Below are 24,045 nucleotides of genomic sequence, written 5' to 3'. Positions count from 1 at the left end.
CCGAGAAGTTCCAGGAAGTGATCCTGCCGGTGGCCGACAAGCTCGGTGCTGCCGTCGGCGCGTCGCGCGCTGCCGTCGACGCCGGTTACGCCCCGAACGACTGGCAGGTCGGCCAGACCGGCAAGGTCGTCGCCCCCGATCTCTACATCGCCTGCGGCATTTCCGGTGCCATCCAGCACCTGGCCGGCATGAAGGACAGCAAGGTCATCGTCGCGATCAACAAGGACGAAGAGGCGCCGATCTTCCAGGTCGCCGACTACGGCCTGGTTGCCGATCTCTTCGACGCCCTGCCGGAAGTCGAGAAGGCGCTCTAACGCGTTTTGGCGCGATCGGGATCATTATGAGGCCGGGCGCTGCGCGCCCGGACGAGCCCGCAATTCACAAACAACAAGAGGATCAAACGATGGATGTACGCGCCGCCGTTGCCGTTCAGGCAGGCAAGCCGCTCGAGGTCATGACGGTTCAGCTCGAAGGCCCGCGGGCCGGCGAAGTGCTGATCGAGGTCAAGGCGACCGGCATCTGCCACACCGACGACTTCACGCTGTCGGGCGCCGATCCGGAAGGCCTGTTCCCGGCGATCCTCGGCCATGAGGGTGCCGGCATCGTCGTCGACGTCGGCCCGGGTGTCACCTCGGTGAAGAAGGGCGACCATGTCATTCCGCTCTATACGCCCGAGTGCCGCTCCTGCCCGTCCTGTCTGTCGCGCAAGACCAATCTGTGCACCGCCATCCGCTCGACGCAAGGGCAAGGCCTGATGCCGGACGGAACCTCGCGCTTTTCGATCGGCAAGGACAAGATCCATCACTATATGGGCTGCTCGACCTTCGCCAATTACACGGTGCTGCCGGAGATCGCGGTTGCCAAGGTCAACCCGGACGCGCCGTTCGACAAGATCTGCTACATCGGCTGCGGGGTCACGACCGGGATCGGTGCCGTCATCAACACCGCGCAGGTGGAGATGGGCGCGACCGCGATCGTCTTCGGTCTCGGCGGCATCGGCCTCAACGTCATCCAGGGCCTGCGTCTTGCCGGCGCCGACATGATCATCGGCGTCGACCTCAACAACGACAAGAAGGCCTGGGGCGAGCGCTTCGGCATGACCCACTTCGTCAACCCGAAGGAAGTCGGCGACGACATCGTGCCCTACCTCGTCAACATGACCAAGCGCGGGGCCGACCAGATCGGCGGCGCCGACTACACCTTCGACTGCACCGGCAACACCAAGGTGATGCGCCAGGCACTCGAAGCCTCGCATCGCGGCTGGGGCAAGTCGGTCGTCATCGGCGTTGCCGGCGCCGGCCAGGAAATCTCCACGCGGCCGTTCCAGCTCGTCACCGGCCGCACCTGGATGGGCACCGCCTTTGGCGGCGCGCGCGGCCGCACCGACGTGCCCAAAATCGTCGACTGGTACATGGAGGGCAAGATCGAGATCGATCCGATGATCACCCACACGATGCCGCTCGAAGACATCAACAAGGGCTTCGAACTGATGCATTCGGGCGAAAGCATTCGCAGCGTGGTGTTATACTGAGGACGGGTTGAGGACCGTTTCCAGACTGCAAAAGCATTTTTGCGCCGCCGCGCGATCCAGCCGGCGGCGCGAACGACGAGCCGGGCATTGTGCGCCGGCCAGAAGGAGGAGAAGCCCATGCCAAGCATTGCGATCCATCCATCTCTCGACAGCGGGTTCAAGGCGACGGACGCCGCCTTTTCCGGCGGCACACTCGTCTGCAACTGCGCGAGCAACCCCGTGAAGGTCCGCGTCAAGGGTGACATCGCCCACAACCATGCCTGCGGCTGCACCAAGTGCTGGAAGCCCGATGGCGCCGTTTTCTCGGTCGTCGCCGTCGCGCCGACGGCCAATGTCGAGGTGCTCGAAAACGGCGACAAGCTCGCGGTCGTGGACCCGGCAGCGCTGATCCAGCGCCATGCCTGCAAGGACTGCGGTGTGCACATGTACGGCCCGGTCGAACGCGATCATGCGTTCAGGGGGCTTTCCTTCCTGCACCCCGAGCGGTTCCAGGAAAGCGGCTGGGCAAAACCGGGCTTTGCCGCCTTCGTCTCCTCGATCATCGAGAGCGGCTACGACCCAGCGAAGATGGATGGCGTGCGCGGTCGGCTACGCGAACTGGGACTTGAACCCTATGACTGCCTCAACCCGGTCCTGATGGATGTGATCGCCACATGGGCTGCCAAGAAGAGCGGCGCCCTCCCGGCATGAAATATCCCGGCCCAGCGATGGCTGGGTCGGGATCACTCAACCGGTGCCTAGCGGTCGATGACGAGATCGCTCAGCGGCTTCGAACAGCAGGGCAGGAAAAGCCCGGCGTCGATCTCGCGTTGCCTGATGCCACCATTGTGGTTCATCTCGACCGAACCGGATACGAGCTTGGACTTGCAGGTGCCGCAGACACCGTTCGAACAGGATGAGGGAAGTATTACGCCCGCTTTCTTTGCGCAGGAAAGCACGGTCTGCTCTCCCGCCACGGCGATCTTTCGCGCCTGCTTGGAGAACTCGACCTCGAATGTTCGGGTGGCAGGCTGTTCGACAACGACAACCTCAGTGTCGTCGTTCGCGCACGCATCAAAGCTCTCCTCGATGTAGTTTGACGGCGGAACGCCGAGATCGGCAGAGATTGCACGCGCTGCGGCCATGAACGGCGCCGGGCCGCAACACATCACGATGCGCTCGGCGATATCGGGAACCGCAAGGTTCATGTACGCCGCCGATATGCGGCCGGTCAGTCCGGGCCAATTGGTCTCGCCGGAAACGAGTTCCGGCAGAAGCTGAAGCCGGAGGCCCTTCACCCGATTGGCAAGCGTGGCGAGTTCATCGCGAAAGATCAGGTCTTTCGGCGTTCGCGCCGCGTGCATGAAGACGACGTCGGCAGGCTCGCAGGTGTCGGCAAGCTCCCGGACCATCGCCATAACAGGCGTAATTCCTGATCCTGCGGACAGAAACAGATATTTCCTCGCGTTCGGGCGCGTGAACTGACCGAGGGGACCGTTCGCCTTGATCTTCGCATTCACCGTCAGGTTGTCGTGAAACCAATTTGAGATCTTGCCGCCGGCCACACGCTTGACGGTGACTGAGAACGCATTGCTGCGCTTCGGCGACGACGAGATGCTGTAGCAACGGCTTTCCGGTTCGCCGTCGACATCGAGATCGAACAGGAAGTATTGACCGGCTTCGAAGGCAAAGCGCTTGCCCTGCGTGGACGCGAAGGTGAAGGTCTTGACGTCGTGCGTTTCCTGATGGACATCGACGCAAACCAGATCTTCATCCGTGTCGCGGCTCCACAAGTCGCCTAGCTCAAGACGCTCGGCCGGAGAAAAGGTGCTTTTAGTATCCATGGGCGCGCATCCGGTCGATGTACCACGACGCGAACTTGTCGAGGTTTGTTTCGGAGAAGGGTGAGTAGGGGCCCGGTACGTAGGCGGGATCTTCGACGCCGGCGTGGGAGCGGGCGACGAGTTCCGCGTCCTGATCGGTCGTGGCGATCCAGACGTTGGTCAACTTCTCAAGATCGTAATCGACGCCTTCGACCGCATCCTTGTGCACGAGCCATTTGGTGCGCACCAGTGTCTTGTCCGCGGAAAGCGGGATGACGATCGAAACGACGGCATGATCGCCCATGAAGTGGTTCCAGCTGTTGTGGCCCCAGAGATGCATATCTCCGAGGTCCTTACGTGACATCGTGCCAAGCAGCTTTGCCGAGGCGGCCGTTGCATCGGGGGTCTGGGATTCGCCGGCACCGGAAATGATCAGCCGTTGCGTCCGGAAGTTGGTGGTGCAGTCGACCAGCTGCTCGACCGCGGCGGATGGGTAGCCGTCTGCCTCCCATCGCTTGGTGCGTTCTTCATAGAGCGCTAAATGCTCCTCCGCCTGGGCGCGGTCTTCCGGGCTCAAAGCGTCCGGATCGAAGCCGAAATCGAGATCGACGAAAGAGACGCAGAGCTCGGGATGGTTGGCGGAGCAGTGGTAGCATTCACGGTTGTTCTCTATGGTGAGCTTCCAGTTGCCGTGTTCGATGACATCGGATTCATACGCGACCTTTGCGTTGGCGATGTCGTAGGGGGCAAGACGTTCGACCATGACGTCGACGAGACGCTCGACGTCTTCTGGCGGATCGCTCGAAAGGCAGACATAGATGAGGCCGCCAATCGACTTAAAGGTCACCGGCTTGAGGCTGCGGCATTCCTTGTCGAAGCTCTTGCCCATGTGGGGCGCATAGCTCAGCTCGCCGGTCAGTTCATAGGTCCATGTGTGATAAGGACAGACGAGCTTTGAAACGATCGTCTTGCCCGGATCCAGCAGTCGTGCACCGCGGTGGCGGCAGACGTTGTGCATGACGCGGATCTCAGCGTCGTCGTCGCGCAGCAGGATGAGGCTGGTCTTGCCGATATCGACAACGGCTGCATCTCCCGGCTCCGGTACATCGCATTCAAGGCCGATGCAGATCCAGTGCCGGCGGAAAAAGACTTCCAGATCCGCCTCGAAGACATCCTCTCGCGTATAAAGACCGGCCGGAAGCGAATGTCCCTCCGCTCTTGCATCAAGCAGCGACGATATGGGAGAAGCAAATGTCTGCAGCATAATTCCACCTTATGTTCCGATCGGAAGCTCGACGGGTTCCAAGGGCAGGATCGCTCAGGCAAAGCAGCCGCTCAACGGCATAAATATGCGCGGTTGACATTACCAAATGTAATGGATCAAAGATGGCGAACCTGAGGAAGAAGCTACCGCCGCTCACCGCCCTGACGGCCTTTGAGGCAGCGGCTCGACTGTCGAGCTTCACACGGGCTGCGACGGAACTCGGTGTAACCCAGGCGGCCATCAGCCGGCAGATCCACTTGCTCGAAGAGGATTTTGGTTTCCCCCTGTTTCGGCGCCTTCACCGCAAGATCGAGTTGACGGAAAAGGGCAGGCTGCTGTCAGCCGCGGCGGGCGAAGCATTCAATCTGATTGCGGACACGGTCGCCGATCTGCGGGCGGAAGGACCGGAAGACGAACTGGCGATCTCCGCCACCATCTCCTTTTCGCATTTCTGGCTGTTGCCAAGGATCGCCGCGTTTTCGCGCGCCTACCCTGAAATTAAACTTCGCATTATCACGCAGGATGGCCGGACCAGTTTCGGGGCCAGCGATGTGGACTTGGCGATCCGCTACGGAACCGGCACTTGGTCGGACGGTCAGGCGGAGTTCTTGTTCGAGGATGAGGTTTTTCCGATTTGCAGCGCAGACTATTTGCTCACAGCCGGACCAATCGCCACCCCGCAAGATCTTGTCGGTCATCCGCTGATATCGAGCGATATTGAAGACCCGACATGGACAGGTTGGGATGAATGGCTAGCGGCTTTTTCCGTGAAGGCGCCGAAGAGGTCCCGGGGTCTGCGATGCAGCTTTTACACCGAGGCCATTTATGCTGCGATGAACGGTCAAGGTATCGCGCTCGGTTGGAGCCGCCTGGTCGGCGACCTGACCCGGCAAAATCGTTTGGTCCGGCTTACCGATGCATCCATCCGCACCAGAGCAGCTTACTTCGTTGTTGTTCCGACGAGGAAGCCAAAAAAGCAAAGTGGGCGGCTATTCATTGAGTGGTTGCGCGAGGCTTCCGCCTTGGCGGACTGAGAGCCAGGAGCCCTCCAGATAGCTTGTGCCGGACGCGTTGGGTTCTGCACCAGGTCCTTTGTTGCGTTCTGTTGGGATCGCATAATGTATCGTTGGAAATTGGCGGTGCGAGGCCGCTGTTCGCGCGCTTTTGGTCAGTCAGAAAGGTCTGCGCGGTGAATGGAGGCGCGGCTCGAGGGCCTCACCATCACTTCGAGCCACTGATCTTGCCCTGACGGTCATGCGTTTAGGACAATCGCTTCCAGGGTGGCTGCAAGCAGCATGCGCGCACCTGTTACGGAGTGCTCGGGCTCGACATATTCGGCCTCGTTGTGGCTAAGCCCGTCGCGGCAAGGCACGAAGATCATGGCTGCCGGCGCAACACGACTGACGAACAAGGCATCGTGGAAGGCGCCGGACAGCATGCGCTTGGTCTTCAATCCGAGCGATGCGGCAGCGCGATCGAGGCAGGCGAGCAGGTCGTCTGAAAAAAGGGCGGGCGGCATGTCGAAGATTTGCCGCGTTGCGCTCTGGCAACCATTCGCTTTTGAGGCGTTGTCACACGCCTGCCTAACCCGCTCCTCCAGATTGCCGATGGCTTTGGTCTCTGGGTGGCGCATGTCGACGGTGAATGTAACCGATCCCGGAATCGAATTCACCGAACCTGGCTCGACCGCGAAGCGGCCGACGGTGAAACGTGCGCGCGGGTCGCCCGGCATGGCGCTCCTATACAGTGGTTCAAGCGCGGCAACGGCCGCGGCCATGGGGTCGCGACGGAACTCGAGTGCCGTCGTGCCGGCATGCGCTGCCTGCCCATCGATCCTGACCTCCAGCCACCGCGTGCCCTGGATGCCATAGACGATGCCAACCGGTATGTTTTCCCGTTCGAGCGACGGGCCTTGTTCGATATGAAGCTCAAGGTAGCCGGAGATCGGGAAGCCGAGCGGGCGCATTTCGGCTTCCGGCAGGGCTTTCAGTGTTGCCCCCAACTCGTTGACGAACCGCGCTCCGTCGCGGCCGCGAAGATCGGACCAGGCCTCGGGGATGGCACCTGCGGCAAAAGCCATCGATCCCATCGTGCCCGGGGCAAAGCGGCTTCCTTCCTCGTTCGTCCAGGCAACGACCTCAAGCGGAAGATCAGTCTCGATGCCGGCATCTTCGAGGCTTTCCATCACCTCAAAGGCCGCCAAGGTGCCGAGTGCTCCGTCAAAGCGCCCGCCGGTCGGCTGGCTGTCGAGATGGCTGCCGATCACGAACGGCGGCCTTTGAGGAAAACGGCCCTCCCGCCGGACGAACAGGTTTGCCATCGGATCCTGCAAGACGCGAAAACCGCGCGCAAGCGCGAGTTCCGCCAGCAGCCGGCGGGAGCCCCGATCTTCCACCGACAAAGCCTGCCGGTTGACGCCGCCGGCCGGCGTCCCCCCGATTCTTGCGAAATCATCGAGACGCTTGAGCAGGCGCTTGCCGTCAACTGTGGTGCGAGAGGTCATGGTCGTTCCCAAATGTCGCCTTGATCAGACGTAGGCTGCGTCATGAAAGGCGATTTCCAGTTGCTGTGCTCGCCCGAAGATAGCGCTCAGGCGTTTGCGCTCGGAAGCCTCGAGTGCGTCGCCGGCCACGTCGAGTTCTTGCTTCAGCCACTTCGCCTGAGCCGCAAACTCATCATCGGCGTGCATTTCGACCCATTCCTTCAAATGTGGATCGGCAAACGATGAACGGGCGGCCCTTTTCGACCAGGTCCAGTACATCCACTCGGCCGCAAACATGGCAGCGACGGTATCGAGGAAACCGCCGTTGCGGGCGATGTCCAGCATACCCGTTCGGAAAGCCTCGACCTCGACAACATTGAGATCATAGGTACCGGGATCGATATTGCGTTCGGCAAAAATCCGTTCGAAGTAGGCGATCTGCTGGTTGGCGAGCGCATCCAGAACGGCAATCAACCAGCGCTTCTGTTCGATCGTCTCGGCTTTCGCCGCCGCAAAGGCGAAGATCGAGATCGCGGTTTCGACGAAGGCCCCCTCATAGACGAGATAGCGTTCGAAAACCTGCGGGGACAGGCGCTCCATCACGATGTCCTCGACGAAGCGATGGTTCACCATGGCTTCGAAGACGGTGGCGTTTTCCCGCAGGATCTGTTCCGAAAGCGTTTCAGCCGCCATTGTCACGCTTCCAGCGCGGGTTCGGCAGCGGCGCGGAAAGCTTTGACCCGCTCGATATCGACCGGGTTCCACCAGACCCCGCCCTGCTTCAGAGACGAGGCGACGATCACGCCGTTGGTGCGCTTGAGGATTTCGACGATGTTGTCCTTGGTCACGCCCGAGCCGACCAGAAGCGGCAGGTGCGTCGCCGAGCCGATCTCCTCGATCTCCTCGATGGTTGCCGTGTTGCCGGTGCGCTGACCGGTGGCGATCACACCGTCGGCGTCGAAGAAGGCGAGGTCGCGCGTCAGTTCCTGGATCGATCGGTCGGCCACGATGGCGTGGGCGCCGTGCTTCACATGGCTGTCGGCAAAGACCTTAATGTGCTCGGCACGCAGCAGCGAACGGTAGCGCATCGCTTCTGCGGCCCGACCCTCCATGAAGCCTTCGTTGGCGACATAGGCGTTGGCCCACTGGTTGACGCGAATGAACTTGGCGCCGCCCGCCATGGCGATGGCAAAGGCCGGGATCGGCGCATTGGCAAGGACGTTGATGCCGAGCGGCACACCCGTCGCCCGTGCGATCCGGTCGGTGACGACCGACATGAAGGCCGCCGTTTCGTGGCCGATATCTTCCGGTTTGGAGAACGGCACATCGCCGTGATTTTCGATCATCAGGCCATGCAGGCCACCCTCGACCAACGCCTCGGCATCACGCATGCAGGCATCGTAGATAACAGTCATATCGGCGCCCCGATAGCGCGGCGCACCGGGGAAGGCCGGGCAATGGATCATGCCGATCAGAACCTTGTCAGTCCCAAATATTTCCCTTATGGCGCTTGTGGACTTGTCAGATATTTCCTGCATTTCTCTCCCTTTCGAAGGTATGTTCATGCACGCTTACGTAATCGGTAATGTGACGGTGGACGAGACCATCGCCGTGTCGGAAATGCCGGCCGCGGGCGCTTCGATCCACGGTAGCCAGCGGTCCCGGGACCTGGGTGGCAAGGGCGCGAACCAGGCTGTTGTCATGGCCCGCACCGGCCTGCCGACGAGCCTTGTCGCAGCCTTCGGCGACGGTTTTCGCGCCGACATGATCCGCCAGCATCTGGCAAGCGAACCGGTGGTCAGCAGACTTGTGCCGGTCCTCGGCAAGTCCACCGACTTCTCGATCGTGCTGACCACGCCGGATGGAGAAAACGTCAACATCACGACCACCGACTCTGCCCAGAACCTCACGCTTGCCGACGCCGTCGCGGCGCTGGCCGACGCGGTTCCCGGCGACCTTGCTGTGCTCCAGGGAAACCTGTCGGACGAAACGACGCGCGGTGTCCTTGAAGCTGCGCGCGCCCGCCACATGATCAACGCCTTCAATCCGTCTCCCTTGCGTCCCTATTTCAGCACCCTGTGGCCCTTGATCGACATTGCTTTCCTCAACCAGGGTGAGGCGCAAGCAATGACCGGTACCAGCGGCGAAGAGGCTGCCCGCAAGCTGCTTGCGGCCGGTGTTCGCGAAGTCGTCCTGACCTTCGGCGGAGACGGAGCCATGCTCGTCACCGCCGAAAGCAGTGTTCGGATCGGCGCCGTCGAATGCGACGTCGTCGACACGACAGGCGCCGGCGACACGTTCATGGCGGTGGCGCTCGCATCCGCCGCACTTCGTGGCAGTCGCCTCGATCGCACCGCGATCGAACATGCAACGCGCGCCGCTGCCATCACTGTCAGCCGTCCCGGAACCCGTTCGGCGTTTCCGTCGATCGAGCAGTTGCAAGCGATCCTGGCCGCGCGCTGAGGCTCTCCTCAGCGCGCGATTTCGGGTGCTCAGCGCGCCGTCTCCGTCATCCAGCCGAGGATGTTCTTCCAGAGACGGCCGTAGCCTTCCCATTCGCAGAATGCCGGCGACAGCCAGTGGGGGCCGATATCGGACGTCCAGGCGGCGGTGCGGCCCTTGCCGAAGCTGCCAAGGACGAGCAGCGGGTGTCCGCCCTGATCTTCCGGGAGCCGGGCGACGACCTCGGCTCCATCGCGAACTTCCACTTCATTGACGCCGAGAAGCAACGGCCAGCTGCCCGAAAGCCCCGCCATGGTCGGATGATCCGGCTTGACGACGTCGGCAACCGCGCCCTCGGGAATTTCGACGCGGTCGTCATAGGGAAGGCAGGTCACCGGAAGCGTGTCTTCGACGGCGGTGCGGCGCCAGCGCGCCTTACCGTCGATACCCTGGAAGGAGAAGTAGCCGCCGACCATCAGCAGCGCTCCACCCTTTTCGACCCAGGCCTTGATGAGCTTCAACCGGTTCGGAACGGTGCGCGAATGCAGCCATACGGCCGGCGGCAGCAACAGCGAGTTGGCGCCGATATCCGACAGGATGATCGCATCGTATTGGTCGAGGCCTGCCATTTCATAGGGGAACTGGTCCACGGCGTCGTGTGCGGTCATGTAGGTCAGCTCGAACTCGCTGTCCTTCAGCACCTTGACGAGCGGTTCGGCGCCCAGATGGAAGGTCACGCTGCCGAACTGGTCGAAACCCTTGTAGTGGGTGGCGGAGCTTACCCAGCTCTCGCCGACGAGAAGCACTTTCTTTGTCATGGTCTATCCGTCTGTCTTGAATTGCGTTGGGAGCCGATATCAGGCCCCGGTTTGGAATACCGAGCGGGGGTTGTCCCGCATCATTCTGTCGAGCGCGCCGTCCTCCAGCCCGTGTCGTTTGAGACGCGGCAGGAAGTGGCGCAGGACGTAGGCATAGCCGTTGCCTCCGTAGTGGCTGAGCATCATCTTCAGGAACACATCGTGCGAGAGCAGGATGCGGTCCATGTGGCCGGCGTCCACCAGCCTGGCGATCGCTCGTGCTGCCTCTTCGTCGCTCGGGCACTGTACCTGTTGATCGGCATAGAAGAAGTCCATGCCGATCATGTCGTATTCGATGAACGCACCGCGTTCGGCGAGCTCGCTTTGATAGGCGAAATCGTCGTGGGACGGGTTCATGTGACAAAGCACGGTGTGGCGCAGATCCGCCCCTTCCTCGGCGACGACATCGAGCACCCGATGGCCGAGCCGGAACCAGCCCGGCAGGTGCACCATCAGCGGCAAACCGGTCCGGACCTGCGCCCGGGCGGCCCCACGCAGGGACTTCTCCTCGGCCGGGGTGAAATCGGAGGAGACGCCGATCTCGCCGATCAGTCCGATTTTCACGCCCGTGCCGTCGACACCGTCGATGGCCTCGCGGACGATGCCGTCGGCGATCTGGTCGACGCTCATGTCGGCGACCTCGGCCGGATGCGAGGAGGCAAGATAGTATCCGGCCCCCATCACGATATTGAGACCCGTCGCCTTGGAGATCCGCCGTAAGGCGAGCGGGTTTCGACCGATGCCATTGCAGGTAGGTTCGACGACTGTACGGCCGCCTGCGGTCGCGAAAGCCTGCAACTCGGCGATAGCCAAGGGTTCGTCGTCGAGCGTAATGTTGTGCTTGTTGACGAAGGGGTCCTGGCGCAGTTCGCCGAGGATCTCCATGCAGACGAAGCCTTCGGCGAGATACTGACGCTCCTTCGTTTGCGGTGCGTTCCACCAGCAGCGGCAATCGTTGAGGATATGCTCGTGCATCAGTGTGATGCCGAGTTGATCCGCGTTGATCGCGCCGTTCACCGTCATCACCTTGCCGGACCGCACATGTCCTTCTGACAGCTCCTTGCTCATGACGGTCATCTCTTGCCGCCGAAGCGAAAGTTGGCGGTGAAGATCCGGGTGTTCAGCCAGATCGCAACGAGAATGATCGCTCCGGTAACAATCTGCGTGAAGAACGGCGAGATATGCATCAGGATCAGACCGTTGCCGATGACCGCAATCGTCATGGTGCCAAGCACAGTGCCGAGGATGGTGCCGCGACCGCCCATCAGCGACGTTCCGCCAAGCACCACCGCGGCGATGACCTGGAGTTCGAAGCCGACGGCGGCATTCGATGAGCCCGACCCGAGGCGCGCGGCGATCAGGAGGCCGGCAAGGGCGCAGGCAACGCCGGCGATCATGTAGACCGAAGCGATCACCCATTTCGCCGGCATACCGACGCGGCGGGCGGCTTCCATGTTGGACCCGACGGCGACGACCTGGCGGCCGTATTTGGTCGAGGATATGACGACATAGCCGGCGACCGCGACCGCGACCGCGATCAGGGCAGGCATCGGAATGCCCAGCAATTCGCCGCGGCCGAGCATGAAGAAGCCGGGAGCATCCTTGATCGGGATCGAGTAGCCCTGCGTCAGATAGAGCGCCAATCCGCGCAGGATCGACAGGCCGGCAAGCGTGACGATGAAGGCCGGGATGCCCTGATAGGCCGTGAACCATCCTTGCACGAAACCGAGAAAGGCGCCGAAGAAGAGCATGGCGACGACGACGAGCGGCCAGGGATAGCCCATCGCCAGGACAATGGCCGCAACCGCATTGACCAGGGCGACCTGCGAGCCGACCGAGAGGTCGATGCCGCCGGTTATGATCACCAGCGTCATGGCGACCGCGACGATGAGGATCGGCGCTGCCTGGCGGATGACGTTCAGAATGTTGCCGACCGTCATGAAGGTATCGGTCGTGGCCGCGAAAAAGACGACGCAGGCGAGGAAGAAAAAGGCGATCGACAGGACCTGGGCGTTTTCCGAAAGGAAGTCTGCCGCCGGCGAGCCTTTCGCACGTTCGGTGTAGGCCGTCATTGCTTGGCTCCTTCCCCGACGATCAGCTTGACGAGGTCTTCCAGGTTGGTCTTGCCGATTTCTCGCTCGGCGACCTTGGTGCCTTCGTACATGACGGCAATGCGGTCGCAGACGCGGAACAGGTCCTGGAGACGGTGGGTGATCAGGATGACCGAGACGCCCTTTGCCTTGACGCGGTTGATGAGCGCGAGCACGGCTTCGACCTCCGCCACGGCGAGCGCCGAGGTGGGCTCGTCCATGATCAGGACTTTCGGATTGAACGAAGCGGCGCGCGCGATCGCGATCGCCTGGCGCTGACCGCCGGAGAGCTGAGCGACTTTGCCGGTCAGACGCGGAATGCGGATTTCCAGCGCATCGAGCATCTTGCGTGCTTCCTCGAGCATGGTCTTTGTATCGAGGAATGGCCCCTTGCTGATTTCTCGGCCGAGGAAAAGATTGCCGACCACATCGATGTGGTCGCAAAGGCTCAGGTCCTGAAAGACCATTTCGATGTTGCGGTTGCGCGCGTCTGCAGGGCCTGAGAACCGAACCTCTTCGCCTTCCAGCGTAATGGTCCCGCCATCGGGAATGTAGGTGCCCGAGATGACCTTGGTCAGCGTCGACTTGCCAGCGGCGTTGTCGCCGACGAGGCCAAGGCACTCGCCGGGATAGATGTCGAGGTCGACGCCACGCAGCGCCTGGTGCGATCCGAACGTCTTGACGATCCCTTTGAGGGACACGCGGGGGCTGACACCGGCGCGGGAGGGCAAAGCCCCCCCGACACCAGCGACAGCGGGAGGATGCTGTCTTTCAGTCGTCATCATTTGAAGATCGCCCGATATGGCTCGACGTTGTCCTTGGTGACGATCGTTACCGGCACGGCGATGGTCTTCTCGACGCTGCCGCCGTCGGAGACCTTCTTCAAGGCGTCGACGGCAGCGGCACCCATGGCAGCCGGATCCTGCTGGATCACGGCGGTGACGTAGCCGGCGTCGATGCCGGCGATCGCCTGGGCCGTCAGGTCCCAACCGAAGACCTTCACGCTATCCTGCTTGCTCTGGCTTTCGACCGCGGCGATGGCCCCCATCAGGGCCGGCTCGCCGGTCGCATAGATTGCGGTCAGGTCGGGATTGCCGGTAATCAGGTTCTCTGCGGCAGCGAGCGCGTTGTCCTGCACGTTCTGTCCGTCGACGACGCCGGCCGAGCTGATACCGTCGACATCCTTGATGGTTTTTTCAAATCCTTCCTGACGAACGTTCTGAATGAAGGAGTTGAGCGCGCCGACGACACCGATCTTGGCTTTGCCATCGGCATTGCCCTTGATGTAATCGAGGAAGAACTTGCCCATGTCGGCACCCGCCGTGGCGTTGTCGACGCCGATCTGCGCCTTCTGCGGGCCTTCCGGAAGGATCGCATCGATGGCTACGACGGGGATGCCGGCTTCGGCCGCCTGGTTGACCGCCGGCATGATGCCGTTGACGTCGATCGCGACGACGGCGATGCCATCGACCTTCTGCTGGATGTAGGTCTCGATCGCACTGTTCTGCGCGGCCGGGTCGTTGTTGGCATTGAAGATGACGAGCTTTGCGCCGGCAGCGTCGGCCGCCTTCTGCGCGCCTTCGTTCATCTGATTGAAGAAAAGCGCCTGCTGGTTGATTTGCACGAGTGCAAAGGTCTTTTCGGCGGCAAGGGCCGGCGAAAGGGCCGCGCCGAGGGTCGTCAACGCCGTGAACCCGAGCGTGGCGACTAAAGTCCTGCGTTTCAAAGTCCAGTTCATGTTCTCATCCTCTGTTGGTTCTCCATTGCGTGATTTATCGTTTCGCCGGCGGAGCAACGGATTTCCGCACGACGATTTCGACTGGCAGGAGCTCCTCGACGGGAGCCTGCTTGTCCTGCCAGTTTGTTTCGAGAAGAAGGGAGAGGGCACGCTCGCCGATCGTGCGGACCGGCTGGCGAATGGCGGTCATGGGCGGACCGAAAAGGTGGAGCGGGCCGACATCGTCGAAGCCGATGACCGAGACGTCGTCTGGAATGGACACCCCTTGGTCGCGGAAGACCTCGATCATCCCGATGGCGATCTCGTCCGAGCTGGCGAAGATCGCCGTTGCCGGGCGACCTTCCTCGATGAAGCGCTTCGCCGCCTGCCGTCCGAAAGCAACGGTGTAGTCGCCAGCGTATTTTGAAAGCCGGAAATCTTCGCCAAACGCGTTCCGCAACGCTTGTTCAAGACCGTTGAAGCGCCGACGCGAACTGATCATCGCTTCCGGGCCGCCGACGAACAGAACATCTCTGTGTCCGAATTCGGCCAGATGCCTGCCGGCCAGCGACCCGCCCAGCTCGTTGTCGCAAAAGAGCTTCGGCGCCTGCGCACCCGGGACGTCTTCGTCGGCGATCACGACTTTGCCGGTGCGATTTATCAACGTGGCGAGTTGACCGTCATCCGGGTGGTTGGTGACGAAGATCAGGCCATCGACGTGATTGCGCTCGATCAGCTGGAGATAGGCGACCTCGCGACCGGCCCGGTTGAGGGTGGCGTAGAGGGAAACGGCAAGTCCCCGGGTATCCGCCTCTTCTTCGACCGCGGCCACAAGCGTCGCGAAGAAGGGGTTCGCGATATCCGGAACTACAAGACCGATCGTATCGGAACGACCGCGGCTGAGCCGGCGGGCATGGGGATTGGGTTGGTAATTGAGGTCACGGATCGCATCCGAGATCCGCTTCTTCGTCTCATGGGGCAGATCGAGCGATCCGTTCAGCAAGCGCGAGACCGTCGTCACGGAAACGCCGGCAGTTCGGGCTACATCCTTGAGGCTTGTGACGCGTCGTGTGGTCACCTTGGCTCCATCCCTTGCCGTTGTAAACCGATTTACTAAAGCGCTTTACAATAAAATTTCGACTTTCGCGTTCTGTCAAGATAATTTCTCTGCTCCGGCGAGATATGTCCTGGCACGGTGTCGTTGTGAACGATCCCAGGCAACGGATGCGAGCGGGCCTGCCTGTTATGAAAGCAGGCTCGGCCAAGCGATTAGATCGGGGAAGAATGTTCGCAGGTGCTGCCTTGCCCGGCCTCTTCTTGCGATCAGTCGGCAAATAGTTCGCTGAAGTGATCGAACGCGCGTGCAACGGCTGCACGTGGCGGGGCGAGAGCTGGATCCTGTTCGGCTTCGACGACCAACCATCCTCGATAGCCACTGTCCCGAACGAAGCGAGCGATCGGAGTGAAGTCGACGATACCGTCGCCTGGCACCGTGAACATTCCGTTGCGCACGCCGGCATTGAAGCTCAGGTCGGCGGTCCGAACCTCCCGCATCACCGATTTGCGGACGTCCTTCAGGTGGACGTGCACGAGGCGATCGCCGAAGCGTTCAATGATCTGCGTATAGTCGAAACCAGCTGCGACCGCGTGGCCGGTGTCGAGCAGCAAGCCAACTTCCACGCCGGTTGTGTCGAAGATGTCGGAGATTTCGTCGAAAGTCTCTGCGACCATCATCAGGTGGTGGTGATAAGCAAGCGCAAGCCCATACTCGCCCGCAAGACGGCTGGCGAACTCCGTCAGCCGTTCGGCGTAGGCGGCCACGTCCGCCCTGGGCATTACCAACCGCTGCGACATCGGTGCGTCCAGCGGGGATCCTGGCGTCATCATTGCAACCTCGCCATAGACCATGACCTTGCAGTCCATGGCGCGGAGAAGTTCGGCGTGAGGGGCAACAGCACGCATCTCTTCATCGACGTCGCGTTCGGCCAGTTCCCCCGAGTGCCATCCGGAAGCCAGGTCGAGGCCGTGGCCTGCGAGAAGCGGGCGCAAGTTCGCTGCGTCCCTCGGGAATTTCCGGCCGAGCTCGACCCCCTGATAGCCGACTTCGGCCGCATCGGTGAGGCAAGTATCGAGTGGAATGTCTGCCCCAAGATCCTCAAGCACGTCGTTCGCCCACGAAAGGGGACTTACCGCAAGGCGCACGCCGTCGGGCAAAGCAATGGCATTCTGAGACATCATGGGCTCCCCCCATTGGGATAAGTTCTTGGGTTATGAGTGCTCGACGTGCTTGAGAGGCGAGGGCCTCGCGGATGAAGGTGCGTCAGGTGGAATTGCGGACCACAAGTGTGCCTTGCAGCGTTACCGTCTCCGGCTCCAGACGTCCTGCAATCATCCCAACGATGACCTGGATCATTTCCTGCCGCGGCTGCTCATATGTGGTCAGGCTGTAGGCGGGCGATCCGCAGAACTCGTAATTGTCGAAACCGACAACGGCGATGTCTTCGGGGATCCGCAGACCGAACCGGCTGCGGATCTCATCCATCGCCCCAAGCGCCAGGATGTCATTCTCGCACATCAGCACGTCTACTCTGTCGGCGGGGGCGGTCTGTTCGAGATAGCTGCGGACCGCTTCGGCTCCGGCTCCGGCACTGTATTTGTCGGCCGAAAGCGAAGCGATCTCGTCCACACCGTTCTGCTTCCAGAAGTCGGCGAAGTGATGCCGACGCCGCAGGGCGGTCGACAGCGCGGGCGCACCCGTCATGAAGCCGGGACGCCGATAGCCTCGTTCATGAAGATGGTCGACGATCTCCCGCAGAGCCAGCTCGGCATCGCAGACGACGGCCGGGACACCTTCGATCTGGCTGTCCCTCGCGAGCACGAACATCGGCGGCGTGCCCCGGCCGAGCTGCAGATCGCTGAGCGTCTCACTGCGAAACGCCGTGCCGAACAGGATGACGGCATCGACCTGGCGCTGGTCCGCGTGCAGCAGCGCGTGAACGTGATCGAAGTGGGTGTTGATATTGATCAGCACCGCGACGAGGCCCTCGGCCTGCAGTCTCTCGGTCAAGGTTTCGAGGAAGGGCAGTTTTTGAGGATTGGCGAAGTCGTCGACAAAGACTGCCACCTGACGGGTGGAATTCGTCGCAAGACTGCGTGCAAGCAAGTTCGGCGAGTAGTTGAGCGCTGCGGCCGCTTCCAGAACCTTGCGCTTGCTTTCCTCTGCAATCGACGCACCCGGCGTGAAGGCCCGTATGACCGTCCACTTCGAAACACCTGCGGCATCCGCCACTTCCTTCGCCGTTGCTCGTTTGCGCATGGAGCCTCCCTGCGAAATGGAATGCACATTCCATTTCTATTTCAAGATGAAATGAATGCTTGCTTTTAATTCATCTCAGCGTAATATGCACCCGTTTGCACCCGGTAGCAAACAGAAATGCACCCGGTAGCAATCGTTTTTCTCGCCGACTGTGGAGAGTTGGCGACTGGAGGAGGAACAAATGAAATCCATTCTGAAGAAGCTCGCACTCGGCGCGGTTGTGCTCGGCGTTGCCACCACGGCCGCCATCAGCGCGAAGGCTCAGGAGCCCACCATCATCGCGGTGACCCACGGGCAGGCGTCCGACCCGTTCTGGTCGATCGTCAAGAACGGCATCATGCAGGCCGGTAAGGATAGCAACGTCCAGGTCGACTACCGCGCGCCGGAGACCTTCGACATGGTGGCAATGGCGCAGCTCATCGAAGCTGCCGTGAACCAGAACCCTGCCGGGATCGTCATTTCAAACCCGGATCCGGACGCGCTCGGACCTGCGATCGAGAAGGCGGTTGCCGCGGGCATCCCGGTGATCTCGATGAACTCCGGTATCTCGGCAGCTGAAAAACTCGGCATCAAATTGCATGTGGGTCAGGACGAGCTTCCGGCCGGCATCAAGGTGGGCGCCAAGCTCAAGTCGCTCGGCCTCAAGCACCTGCTCTGCGTGAACCAGGAAGTTGGCAATGCCGCACTCGATCAGCGTTGCGCCGGCACGGAGCAGGGGTTTGAAGGTGGCAAGGTAACGATCCTGCCGACGACTGCAGACCCGGCCGAGATCGAGGCCAAGATCCAGGCGGCACTCACCTCCGACCCGTCGATCGATTTGGTGCTCGGGCTATCTGCCCCGCTCGTCGGCGAGCGCGCTGTTGCCGTCGTCGAGAAGATGGGTGTTGGCGACAAGGTGAAGGTCGCCTCCTATGATCTCTCCGCCGGCTTCCTGCAGTCCGTTGCTGACGGCAAGGCGCTGTTTGCGATCGATCAGCAGCCCTACCTGCAGGGCTATCTGCCGGTGACATTCCTGGCACTCAATGCGCGTTATGGAACCGTTCCTGCCGGCAACGTCGCATCCGGACCGAGCTTCGTCGAGAAGGATGCGGCCGCAGCCGTTATCGAAAAGTCCTCCCAGGGCATCCGCTAGCCGGATCCACATCAGCTCCCGCGCCAGCGGGAGCTGCTCTCATCGCCCGACTGCTCCGCGCATCGCGTGAGCGGGACCGATGGCGCACGGATAACAATTACAATGCTGAGGTACGACGATGACCCTCGCTAACGAACAGAACGGGCCTGCTGCCAGATCCGACGAGCGGCTGAAGAAGGTATCAACATTAACTGGAGTTCTGCGGCGTCCCGAACTTGGCGCCGTCGCCGGTCTGGTGCTCGTAACCGTCTTCTTCCTGCTGACCGCCAACCCAGCCATGTTTACCTTGGCGGGTGTCGTAAACTTCATGGCGCCGGCCGCTCAACTCGGCATTCTTGCCGTAGGTGCGGCGCTCCTCATGATCGGCGGCGAGTTCGATCTGTCGATCGGATCGATGGTCGCCTTCGCCGGCCTTGTCTTCGGCACGGCGCTTGTCGTCTGGCAGGTGCCGCTGAGCCTGGCGATCCTTGTCGCGATTGCTTTTGCAGTCTTCATCGGAGTGACAAACGCGCAGCTCACGATGCGCACCGGTCTCCCCTCGTTCATCGTGACACTGGCTTTCCTCTTCATCCTTCGTGGCCTGACGCTCGTGGGTCTGAAATGGGCAAGCGGCGGTGCAACGCAGCTTCGCGGCATGAAGGAAGCCGTGGCCGACAGCCCGCTCGCGCCGCTCTTTTCCGGTGATGCCTTTCCCGGCCTGTTCGCCTGGCTCGCCGAGGCCGGAATCATCGACACTTTCCCGAATGGCACGCCCAAGGTTCCGGGCATCCCGGTCGAGATCCTGTGGTTTGTCGCGATTGCACTTCTTGCCACCTGGGTTCTACTGCGCACGCGCTTCGGCAACTGGATTTTTGCGTCCGGTGGCGATCCGCGCGCCGCGCGCAAGTCGGGCGTACCAGTTGCCCGCGTCAAGACGACGCTTTTCGTCATTACCGCTCTTTGCTCCACGCTGGTCGCCATCCTGACCGTCCTCGACGCCGGCTCGACCGACGCCCGCCGCGGCTTCCAGAAGGAATTCGAAGCGATCATCGCCGCGGTCATCGGCGGCTGCCTGCTCACAGGCGGCTATGGCTCGGCCATCGGCGCGTTCTTCGGATCGATCGTCTTTGGCATGGTGCTGATTGGCCTCACCTATACGTCGATCGACCAGGATTGGTATCTCGTTTTTCTCGGCGGAATGCTTCTGACCGCCGTCGTCTTCAACAACGTCATCCGCAAACGCGTCACGGGAGAACGCTGATGAGCACATCTCAGACGCCCCTCGTCGAGGTGAGGAACCTCGTCAAGCATTTCGGCTCGGTTATCGCCCTCAATGGCGTGTCCATGAATGTCTATCCGAACGAAGTTCTCTGCCTGCTCGGCGACAACGGCGCCGGAAAATCGACCCTGATCAACACGCTTGCCGGCGTGCACAAGCCGACTTCGGGCGACTTTCTGGTCGACGGTCAGCCGCGGTTGTTTTCCGGGCCGCGCGATGCCCTCGATGCCGGCATTGCCACCGTCTACCAGGATCTTGCGATGATCCCGCTGATGTCGGTAACCCGCAACTTCTTCATGGGGCGGGAGCCAATGGTCGGTTTCGGCCCGTTCAAACGCATGAACATGGACGAGGCCGACAATGTCACCCGCGACGAGATGCACAAGATCGGCATCGACGTGCGTGATCCGCAGCAGGCGGTCGGCACGCTCTCGGGTGGCGAGCGGCAATGTGTGGCGATCGCCCGCGCTGTCTATTTCGGCGCGAAGGTGCTGATCCTCGACGAGCCGACATCGGCGCTCGGCGTGGCCCAGACCTCCATGGTGCTGAAGTACATCAACCAGGTTCGCGCCAAGGGCCTGGGTGTGATCTTCATCACCCACAACGTCCGCCACGCCTATGCGGTCGGCAACCGCTTCACGGTGCTCAATCGTGGCAAGACGCTTGGCACCTACACGAAGGACGCTATCGGCATCGAGGCGCTTCAGAACCTGATGGCCGGTGGCAAGGAATTGCAATCGCTGTCGGAAGAGCTCGGCGGAACGATCTAATCGAATTCACATCCCAGCCTGTCGGTGCGGCGCCCTTTGCGCCGCTCCACCCATCGTCATGTCCAAAAATATGGAATCCACCATGAGTGCGCCCAAGACTTCTTCTTTCCCACTTGCCGCCTGCGCAGAAATGCTCTGGCGCGACAAACCGATCGAATGGCGTGCCTCGCGCCTCAAGGAAATGGGTTTCGGCGTCGGCCTTTGGAATTGGCCGGAGCACGATCTCGGCAAATTGCAAGCGACCGGCGCCACCTTTACGATCATGAACGGCTACCTTACCGGCCGCCTCACGGACGACGAGGGAGCAGCAGAACTCCTGAGGACTGCGCGCGAAACCGCTCAGATCGGAAAGCGGCTCGGCGTCCAGCGGCTCAATCTGCATGGCACGGGCCTTGGAGACAGGGGCCTGCCCGTTCAGCCCATCGAAGTCGTTACCGGCGCCATGTGGCTGAAGGCGCGGGATACGCTTTGCCGTGTGGTGGAGATGGCGGAGGAGGAAGGCGTCACCTTCACGCTCGAAAACCTCAATCTCCCGGTGGACCATCCCGGCGTACCCTTCGGTCGCGCCGAGGACACGCTGGCGCTGGTCGCAAGCGTCAATCATCCGCGTCTGCGTCTCAACCTCGATCTCTATCATGCCCAGATCGGCGAGGGGAACCTGATCGAACTCTGCCGCAAGTGCCTGCCCTGGATTGGTGAGATCCAGGTGGCCGATGTGCCGGGCCGATTTGAGCCCGGTACCGGAGAGGTCAACTGGAACGGCATCGCCAGGGCGCTGAGTGCCATGGGCTATTCCGGCCCGATCGGCATGGAAGCCTGGGCCGCCGGCGACCCCGAAGTGGCGCTCGAGGCCTTTCGCGCCGCATTCACCATCTGACATTTTCAACCTCGACAGGATCAATCCCATGCCCAAGAACAAGCCCGTCAATGTCGGCCTCATCGGCGCCGGACGCATCGGTTCCTTCCACGGTGAGACCGTCGCACGCCGCCTTGTCGACGCCGAACTCGTCGCCATCGCTGACCCCGCGCCAGGGGCTGCCGCCGCTCTCGCCGGCAAACTCGACGTTGATAGCTCATACACCGACGTTGCTGACCTTCTTGCCCGTCCGGGTCTCGATGCCGTCATCATCGCGACGCCGGCTCGGTTCCACACGAATGTCCTCGTACAGGCTGCCGAAGCCGGCAAGGCGATCTTTTGCGAGAAGCCGATGGCGCTGACGCTTGAGGATGCCGATCGGGCGATCGCCGCGGCGCGCGCAGCCAACGTTCCCCTTCAGGTAGGCTTCAATCGGCGCTGGGACCAGGCTTTCTCGGAAGGACGCGCGGCGATCGATGCCGGCAAGGTCGGTGCGCCGCAGCTTCTGCGTTCGCTGACCCGCGATCCCGGTCCTTTCGGCGCCGACCCCGCCAAGATCCCGCAATGGACGATCTTTTACGAAACGCTGATCCACGATTTCGATACGCTGCTTTGGCTGAACGCGAATGCAAGGCCGATCGAGGTTATGGCCGTTGCGGACGCACTCGTCCGGCCGGATTTCCGTGAGAAAGGCTTCCGTGACACGGCGGTTGTGACCATCCGGTTCGACAATGGCTCGATCGCGGTCGCCGAGGCGAACTTCAGCGCAATGTATGGCTATGACATCCGCGGCGAGGTCTTCGGCTCCGGTGGCATGGTGACGATGGGGGATGTGCGCCGCTCAAGCATGACGCTGTTCGACAAGGACGGCACCTCGAACGAGACCTGGCGCCGCGACACCGAGCATTTCGTTCACGGATACACGGCGCAGCTTGCTTCCTTCGTCAGAGCGGTTCGTCGCGGTGAAATGACGGAAGGGCCGAGCGGTGCTGCTGCGCGCAACGCGCTTGCGATCGCCCTTGCCTGCATTGAGTCCGTCTCGACGATGGCACCCGTGTCGTTGCGATAGCTTCTCGACTGGGTTGGTGAAACATCGGCGAGCGATGGAGACGCGGTCATGAAGGCAAGCGAGGCAACCCGGCGTCCTGGTGATGTGACGGAGCTAAGGGCAATGGTTGCGTCCAGAACCGTCAGGCTTCCGAGACAGCTGGAACAAGTCGCTCGCAAGGCACTGGCAAGGCCGGAGGTTGTGGCATTCGGAAGTGCCCGCTCGGTCGCGATTGCGTGCTCTGTTTCACCAACCACGGTCACACGGCTTGCGACAGTCCTTGGCTTCGAGAGCTTTCGGGATTTCAAGACTTTCTTCCAGCAGCATTTAAGGAGCTTACCACTCTCCTAGCGCGTCGATGCGGACCTCTAAACGAAGTCTCGCCTTGGTCGCGAACGCCTGCACCGGCGCATCCTGCTCATCGCTCCCATCGACATCGTTCGACGCGCGCGCAACCTGCAACTGGCAGTCAAAAGCATGGTTCTAACCTGAGGAAACGGAGCAGATTCCGATGAAGATCGTACTCGAAATACTTCTTGAGGACGGTCGTCCCCGCTGCGAAAGACTAGTGGGCGTTTGCAGTGACATTGCTTGAAATCGGAGGCACAAGGCACCAGTTCAAAATTGAGCAATGTGGAGTGAAACCAGCGCGATCTTTGCCGGCCAGAGAGAAGCGGGAGGAGAAGATGAACGATGGAAAACTCGGCTTTGAAGATGATTTGATGCTCGACGTGCCGGCTGGGGGCGGGCGGGCGGTTCTCCAAGCCATTTCGTCTCACCTAGCGCCGTGCGCTCAAGTCCCAGCCAGTCTCATTCTAGACGGCCTGCTCGCCCGGGAGGCTCTTGGTTCGACGGGTTTCGGGGAAGGCTTTGCCCTACCGCACGCGTTTATTCCGGGTTTGGTAACTCCGGCTAAAGTGCTTGTTACCCTGCGCGAACCGATCGAGTTCAATGCACCCGACGACGAGCCAGTCGATATCTTACTCGCGGTGATATGGCCCCACGGTCAACATGAGGGTTTCTTGCAATTCCTCTCCAAGCTTTGTCGTGTCTTTCGCTCAAAGAAGTTGTTGGCGGCCCTACGAGGGGTACGATCTGAAACAGAGGCCTTAAACGTGCTTTCGGCCGCCGTTTGCACAACGTCTCCAAGTGCACGAAGCTCTGTCACAGCCTCACATGGCCCGCTCCTGCGGTAGTTGGATGCCCTAAATCGCGTGATTGGCGCGTTCGGTCGTCGCTTCTTGCCGAGTCTTGGCTGGCTTGGCATGCGAAACAAGCTTGTTCTCCCTTGTCCAGCGTCGGTAGCCACCTAGGCGTTGGTATCAGGCGCAGGTTGGCAGGCATACGAACCTGCTAACGTCACGAAACCCGTTCGTGTGAGTACGGAACTGTCGCTGCGCGAGCCCAGGTACCACTCCCGGGACATTCCTCTGAAAATGAGAGTAGGATCCTTCAGTGGAGGAAAGAGATGCCAGTCGGC

Annotated in this window: 25 protein-coding genes; 12 read left to right on the top strand and 13 right to left on the bottom strand. The window is 61.4% G+C overall.

Features of this window, described 5'->3' with window-relative positions:
* The 3 genes from XB14_RS30225 to gfa form a co-directional block, all read left to right on the top strand.
* Positions 1 to 314 (top strand): electron transfer flavoprotein subunit alpha/FixB family protein (locus XB14_RS30225; protein WP_210190056.1); only part of this gene is annotated, 314 nt, incomplete at its 5' end.
* An 89-nt stretch (positions 315 to 403) separates the two neighbouring features.
* Positions 404 to 1,531, top strand: a complete 1,128-nt coding sequence (locus XB14_RS30220) for an S-(hydroxymethyl)glutathione dehydrogenase/class III alcohol dehydrogenase (RefSeq protein WP_077967684.1) — start codon at positions 404 to 406, stop codon at positions 1,529 to 1,531.
* A gap of 117 nt (positions 1,532 to 1,648) precedes the next feature.
* Positions 1,649 to 2,221: an S-(hydroxymethyl)glutathione synthase gene (gfa, locus tag XB14_RS30215; RefSeq protein WP_077967682.1), complete on the top strand. Its 573-nt coding sequence runs from the start codon at positions 1,649 to 1,651 to the stop codon at positions 2,219 to 2,221.
* Between the two features lie 47 nt (positions 2,222 to 2,268).
* Here gfa and XB14_RS30210 read toward each other — a convergent pair whose 3' ends face one another.
* Complete coding sequence (locus XB14_RS30210) at positions 2,269 to 3,354, bottom strand: FAD-binding oxidoreductase (RefSeq protein WP_077967679.1); 1,086 nt, start codon at positions 3,352 to 3,354, stop codon at positions 2,269 to 2,271.
* Positions 3,344 to 4,597: an aromatic ring-hydroxylating oxygenase subunit alpha gene (locus XB14_RS30205; protein WP_077967672.1), complete on the bottom strand. Its 1,254-nt coding sequence runs from the start codon at positions 4,595 to 4,597 to the stop codon at positions 3,344 to 3,346. The genes XB14_RS30210 and XB14_RS30205 overlap by 11 nt, the downstream gene beginning before the upstream one ends.
* A 122-nt stretch (positions 4,598 to 4,719) precedes the next feature.
* Between XB14_RS30205 and XB14_RS30200 the strand changes: the two genes are divergently transcribed.
* On the top strand, positions 4,720 to 5,631 hold the full coding sequence (locus tag XB14_RS30200) for a LysR substrate-binding domain-containing protein (RefSeq protein ID WP_077967670.1): 912 nt from the start codon (positions 4,720 to 4,722) through the stop codon (positions 5,629 to 5,631).
* A 218-nt stretch (positions 5,632 to 5,849) separates the two neighbouring features.
* Here the strand turns inward: XB14_RS30200 and XB14_RS30195 are convergent, their stop codons facing one another.
* Genes XB14_RS30195 through XB14_RS30185 form a run of 3 tightly spaced genes read right to left on the bottom strand, consistent with a single transcriptional unit; the run spans position 5,850 to position 8,617 of the window.
* Positions 5,850 to 7,100 carry a Zn-dependent hydrolase gene (locus XB14_RS30195; protein WP_077967663.1) on the bottom strand — a complete coding sequence of 417 codons (1,251 nt, stop codon included), beginning with the start codon at positions 7,098 to 7,100 and terminating at the stop codon, positions 5,850 to 5,852.
* Positions 7,101 to 7,124: 24 nt separating this feature from the next.
* The gene (locus XB14_RS30190) at positions 7,125 to 7,772 is read right to left on the bottom strand and encodes a TenA family protein (protein ID WP_077967662.1); all 648 of its coding nucleotides are present in this window, start codon (positions 7,770 to 7,772) and stop codon (positions 7,125 to 7,127) included.
* Between the two features lie 2 nt (positions 7,773 to 7,774).
* A complete protein-coding gene (locus XB14_RS30185) occupies positions 7,775 to 8,617 on the bottom strand; it encodes a BtpA/SgcQ family protein (RefSeq protein WP_077967661.1) in 843 nt (280 codons plus the stop codon).
* A 25-nt stretch (positions 8,618 to 8,642) separates the two neighbouring features.
* Here XB14_RS30185 and XB14_RS30180 point away from each other — a divergent pair, with 25 nt between their 5' ends.
* On the top strand, positions 8,643 to 9,542 hold the full coding sequence (locus XB14_RS30180; RefSeq protein ID WP_077967858.1) for a ribokinase: 900 nt from the start codon (positions 8,643 to 8,645) through the stop codon (positions 9,540 to 9,542).
* A gap of 29 nt (positions 9,543 to 9,571) precedes the next feature.
* On the opposite strand, the gene XB14_RS30175 is transcribed toward XB14_RS30180, so the two are convergent.
* From XB14_RS30175 to XB14_RS30140, 8 genes are all read right to left on the bottom strand, one after another.
* Entirely contained in the window at positions 9,572 to 10,339 is a 768-nt protein-coding gene (locus XB14_RS30175; RefSeq protein ID WP_077967660.1) for a glutamine amidotransferase, read from the bottom strand.
* Positions 10,340 to 10,378: 39 nt separating this feature from the next.
* The gene (locus tag XB14_RS30170; RefSeq protein ID WP_060521154.1) at positions 10,379 to 11,446 is read right to left on the bottom strand and encodes a phosphotriesterase family protein; all 1,068 of its coding nucleotides are present in this window, start codon (positions 11,444 to 11,446) and stop codon (positions 10,379 to 10,381) included.
* Between the two features lie 5 nt (positions 11,447 to 11,451).
* Positions 11,452 to 12,450, bottom strand: coding sequence for an ABC transporter permease (locus XB14_RS30165; protein WP_077967659.1), 999 nt, complete (start codon positions 12,448 to 12,450; stop codon positions 11,452 to 11,454).
* The gene (locus XB14_RS30160) at positions 12,447 to 13,250 is read right to left on the bottom strand and encodes an ATP-binding cassette domain-containing protein (protein WP_077967856.1); all 804 of its coding nucleotides are present in this window, start codon (positions 13,248 to 13,250) and stop codon (positions 12,447 to 12,449) included. Before XB14_RS30160 ends, XB14_RS30165 begins: the two co-directional genes overlap by 4 nt.
* Positions 13,250 to 14,206, bottom strand: coding sequence for a substrate-binding domain-containing protein (locus tag XB14_RS30155; RefSeq protein ID WP_077967649.1), 957 nt, complete (start codon positions 14,204 to 14,206; stop codon positions 13,250 to 13,252). Before XB14_RS30155 ends, XB14_RS30160 begins: the two co-directional genes overlap by 1 nt.
* Before the next feature lie 34 nt (positions 14,207 to 14,240).
* Complete coding sequence (locus XB14_RS30150) at positions 14,241 to 15,263, bottom strand: LacI family DNA-binding transcriptional regulator (RefSeq protein WP_077967647.1); 1,023 nt, start codon at positions 15,261 to 15,263, stop codon at positions 14,241 to 14,243.
* Positions 15,264 to 15,508: 245 nt separating this feature from the next.
* Complete coding sequence (gene iolE / locus XB14_RS30145; RefSeq protein WP_077967645.1) at positions 15,509 to 16,420, bottom strand: myo-inosose-2 dehydratase; 912 nt, start codon at positions 16,418 to 16,420, stop codon at positions 15,509 to 15,511.
* Positions 16,421 to 16,505: 85 nt separating this feature from the next.
* Positions 16,506 to 17,501 carry a LacI family DNA-binding transcriptional regulator gene (locus XB14_RS30140; protein WP_077967643.1) on the bottom strand — a complete coding sequence of 332 codons (996 nt, stop codon included), beginning with the start codon at positions 17,499 to 17,501 and terminating at the stop codon, positions 16,506 to 16,508.
* A gap of 181 nt (positions 17,502 to 17,682) precedes the next feature.
* Here XB14_RS30140 and XB14_RS30135 point away from each other — a divergent pair, with 181 nt between their 5' ends.
* The 7 genes from XB14_RS30135 to XB14_RS30105 all read left to right on the top strand — a co-directional run bounded on the left by XB14_RS30135 (position 17,683) and on the right by XB14_RS30105 (position 23,761).
* Positions 17,683 to 18,633, top strand: a complete 951-nt coding sequence (locus XB14_RS30135) for a sugar ABC transporter substrate-binding protein (protein ID WP_077967641.1) — start codon at positions 17,683 to 17,685, stop codon at positions 18,631 to 18,633.
* Positions 18,634 to 18,751: 118 nt separating this feature from the next.
* Positions 18,752 to 19,873, top strand: coding sequence for an ABC transporter permease (locus tag XB14_RS30130; protein ID WP_077967634.1), 1,122 nt, complete (start codon positions 18,752 to 18,754; stop codon positions 19,871 to 19,873).
* The gene (locus XB14_RS30125; protein WP_077967633.1) at positions 19,873 to 20,661 is read left to right on the top strand and encodes an ATP-binding cassette domain-containing protein; all 789 of its coding nucleotides are present in this window, start codon (positions 19,873 to 19,875) and stop codon (positions 20,659 to 20,661) included. The genes XB14_RS30130 and XB14_RS30125 overlap by 1 nt, the downstream gene beginning before the upstream one ends.
* An 82-nt stretch (positions 20,662 to 20,743) precedes the next feature.
* Positions 20,744 to 21,538 carry a TIM barrel protein gene (locus XB14_RS30120; protein WP_077967631.1) on the top strand — a complete coding sequence of 265 codons (795 nt, stop codon included), beginning with the start codon at positions 20,744 to 20,746 and terminating at the stop codon, positions 21,536 to 21,538.
* A gap of 28 nt (positions 21,539 to 21,566) precedes the next feature.
* Positions 21,567 to 22,586 (top strand): Gfo/Idh/MocA family oxidoreductase, encoded by a 1,020-nt coding sequence (locus XB14_RS30115; RefSeq protein WP_077967629.1) that lies wholly within the window; start codon positions 21,567 to 21,569, stop codon positions 22,584 to 22,586.
* Between the two features lie 48 nt (positions 22,587 to 22,634).
* Positions 22,635 to 22,916, top strand: a complete 282-nt coding sequence (locus XB14_RS30110; RefSeq protein ID WP_077967627.1) for a MurR/RpiR family transcriptional regulator — start codon at positions 22,635 to 22,637, stop codon at positions 22,914 to 22,916.
* 335 nt (positions 22,917 to 23,251) lie between these two features.
* Positions 23,252 to 23,761, top strand: coding sequence for a PTS sugar transporter subunit IIA (locus tag XB14_RS30105; protein ID WP_327327660.1), 510 nt, complete (start codon positions 23,252 to 23,254; stop codon positions 23,759 to 23,761).
* The last annotated feature ends 284 nt before the right edge of the window (positions 23,762 to 24,045 follow it).

Source organism: Ensifer adhaerens (assembly GCF_002007205.1).
Classification (GTDB): domain Bacteria; phylum Pseudomonadota; class Alphaproteobacteria; order Rhizobiales; family Rhizobiaceae; genus Ensifer; species Ensifer adhaerens_D.
Note: the sequence above shows the minus strand (reverse complement) of the source record. Positions and strands in the feature narration are given on the sequence as shown.

Bases quoted from the DNA above. Each gene is read 5' to 3' on its own strand.
- XB14_RS30120 (WP_077967631.1), top strand. From the start codon at position 20,744: ATGAGTGCGCCCAAGACTTCTTCTTTCCCACTTGCCGCCTGCGCAGAA.
- XB14_RS30170 (WP_060521154.1), bottom strand. From the start codon at position 11,446: ATGAGCAAGGAGCTGTCAGAAGGACATGTGCGGTCCGGCAAGGTGATG.
- XB14_RS30175 (WP_077967660.1), bottom strand. From the start codon at position 10,339: ATGACAAAGAAAGTGCTTCTCGTCGGCGAGAGCTGGGTAAGCTCCGCC.
- XB14_RS30185 (WP_077967661.1), bottom strand. From the start codon at position 8,617: ATGCAGGAAATATCTGACAAGTCCACAAGCGCCATAAGGGAAATATTT.
- XB14_RS30190 (WP_077967662.1), bottom strand. From the start codon at position 7,772: ATGGCGGCTGAAACGCTTTCGGAACAGATCCTGCGGGAAAACGCCACC.
- XB14_RS30140 (WP_077967643.1), bottom strand. From the start codon at position 17,501: ATGCGCAAACGAGCAACGGCGAAGGAAGTGGCGGATGCCGCAGGTGTT.
- gfa (WP_077967682.1), top strand. From the start codon at position 1,649: ATGCCAAGCATTGCGATCCATCCATCTCTCGACAGCGGGTTCAAGGCG.
- XB14_RS30110 (WP_077967627.1), top strand. From the start codon at position 22,635: ATGAAGGCAAGCGAGGCAACCCGGCGTCCTGGTGATGTGACGGAGCTA.
- XB14_RS30155 (WP_077967649.1), bottom strand. From the start codon at position 14,206: ATGAACTGGACTTTGAAACGCAGGACTTTAGTCGCCACGCTCGGGTTC.
- iolE (WP_077967645.1), bottom strand. From the start codon at position 16,420: ATGTCTCAGAATGCCATTGCTTTGCCCGACGGCGTGCGCCTTGCGGTA.
- XB14_RS30205 (WP_077967672.1), bottom strand. From the start codon at position 4,597: ATGCTGCAGACATTTGCTTCTCCCATATCGTCGCTGCTTGATGCAAGA.
- XB14_RS30195 (WP_077967663.1), bottom strand. From the start codon at position 7,100: ATGACCTCTCGCACCACAGTTGACGGCAAGCGCCTGCTCAAGCGTCTC.
- XB14_RS30220 (WP_077967684.1), top strand. From the start codon at position 404: ATGGATGTACGCGCCGCCGTTGCCGTTCAGGCAGGCAAGCCGCTCGAG.
- XB14_RS30180 (WP_077967858.1), top strand. From the start codon at position 8,643: ATGCACGCTTACGTAATCGGTAATGTGACGGTGGACGAGACCATCGCC.
- XB14_RS30115 (WP_077967629.1), top strand. From the start codon at position 21,567: ATGCCCAAGAACAAGCCCGTCAATGTCGGCCTCATCGGCGCCGGACGC.
- XB14_RS30160 (WP_077967856.1), bottom strand. From the start codon at position 13,250: ATGACGACTGAAAGACAGCATCCTCCCGCTGTCGCTGGTGTCGGGGGG.
- XB14_RS30165 (WP_077967659.1), bottom strand. From the start codon at position 12,450: ATGACGGCCTACACCGAACGTGCGAAAGGCTCGCCGGCGGCAGACTTC.
- XB14_RS30200 (WP_077967670.1), top strand. From the start codon at position 4,720: ATGGCGAACCTGAGGAAGAAGCTACCGCCGCTCACCGCCCTGACGGCC.
- XB14_RS30135 (WP_077967641.1), top strand. From the start codon at position 17,683: ATGAAATCCATTCTGAAGAAGCTCGCACTCGGCGCGGTTGTGCTCGGC.
- XB14_RS30125 (WP_077967633.1), top strand. From the start codon at position 19,873: ATGAGCACATCTCAGACGCCCCTCGTCGAGGTGAGGAACCTCGTCAAG.
- XB14_RS30130 (WP_077967634.1), top strand. From the start codon at position 18,752: ATGACCCTCGCTAACGAACAGAACGGGCCTGCTGCCAGATCCGACGAG.
- XB14_RS30210 (WP_077967679.1), bottom strand. From the start codon at position 3,354: ATGGATACTAAAAGCACCTTTTCTCCGGCCGAGCGTCTTGAGCTAGGC.
- XB14_RS30105 (WP_327327660.1), top strand. From the start codon at position 23,252: ATGAACGATGGAAAACTCGGCTTTGAAGATGATTTGATGCTCGACGTG.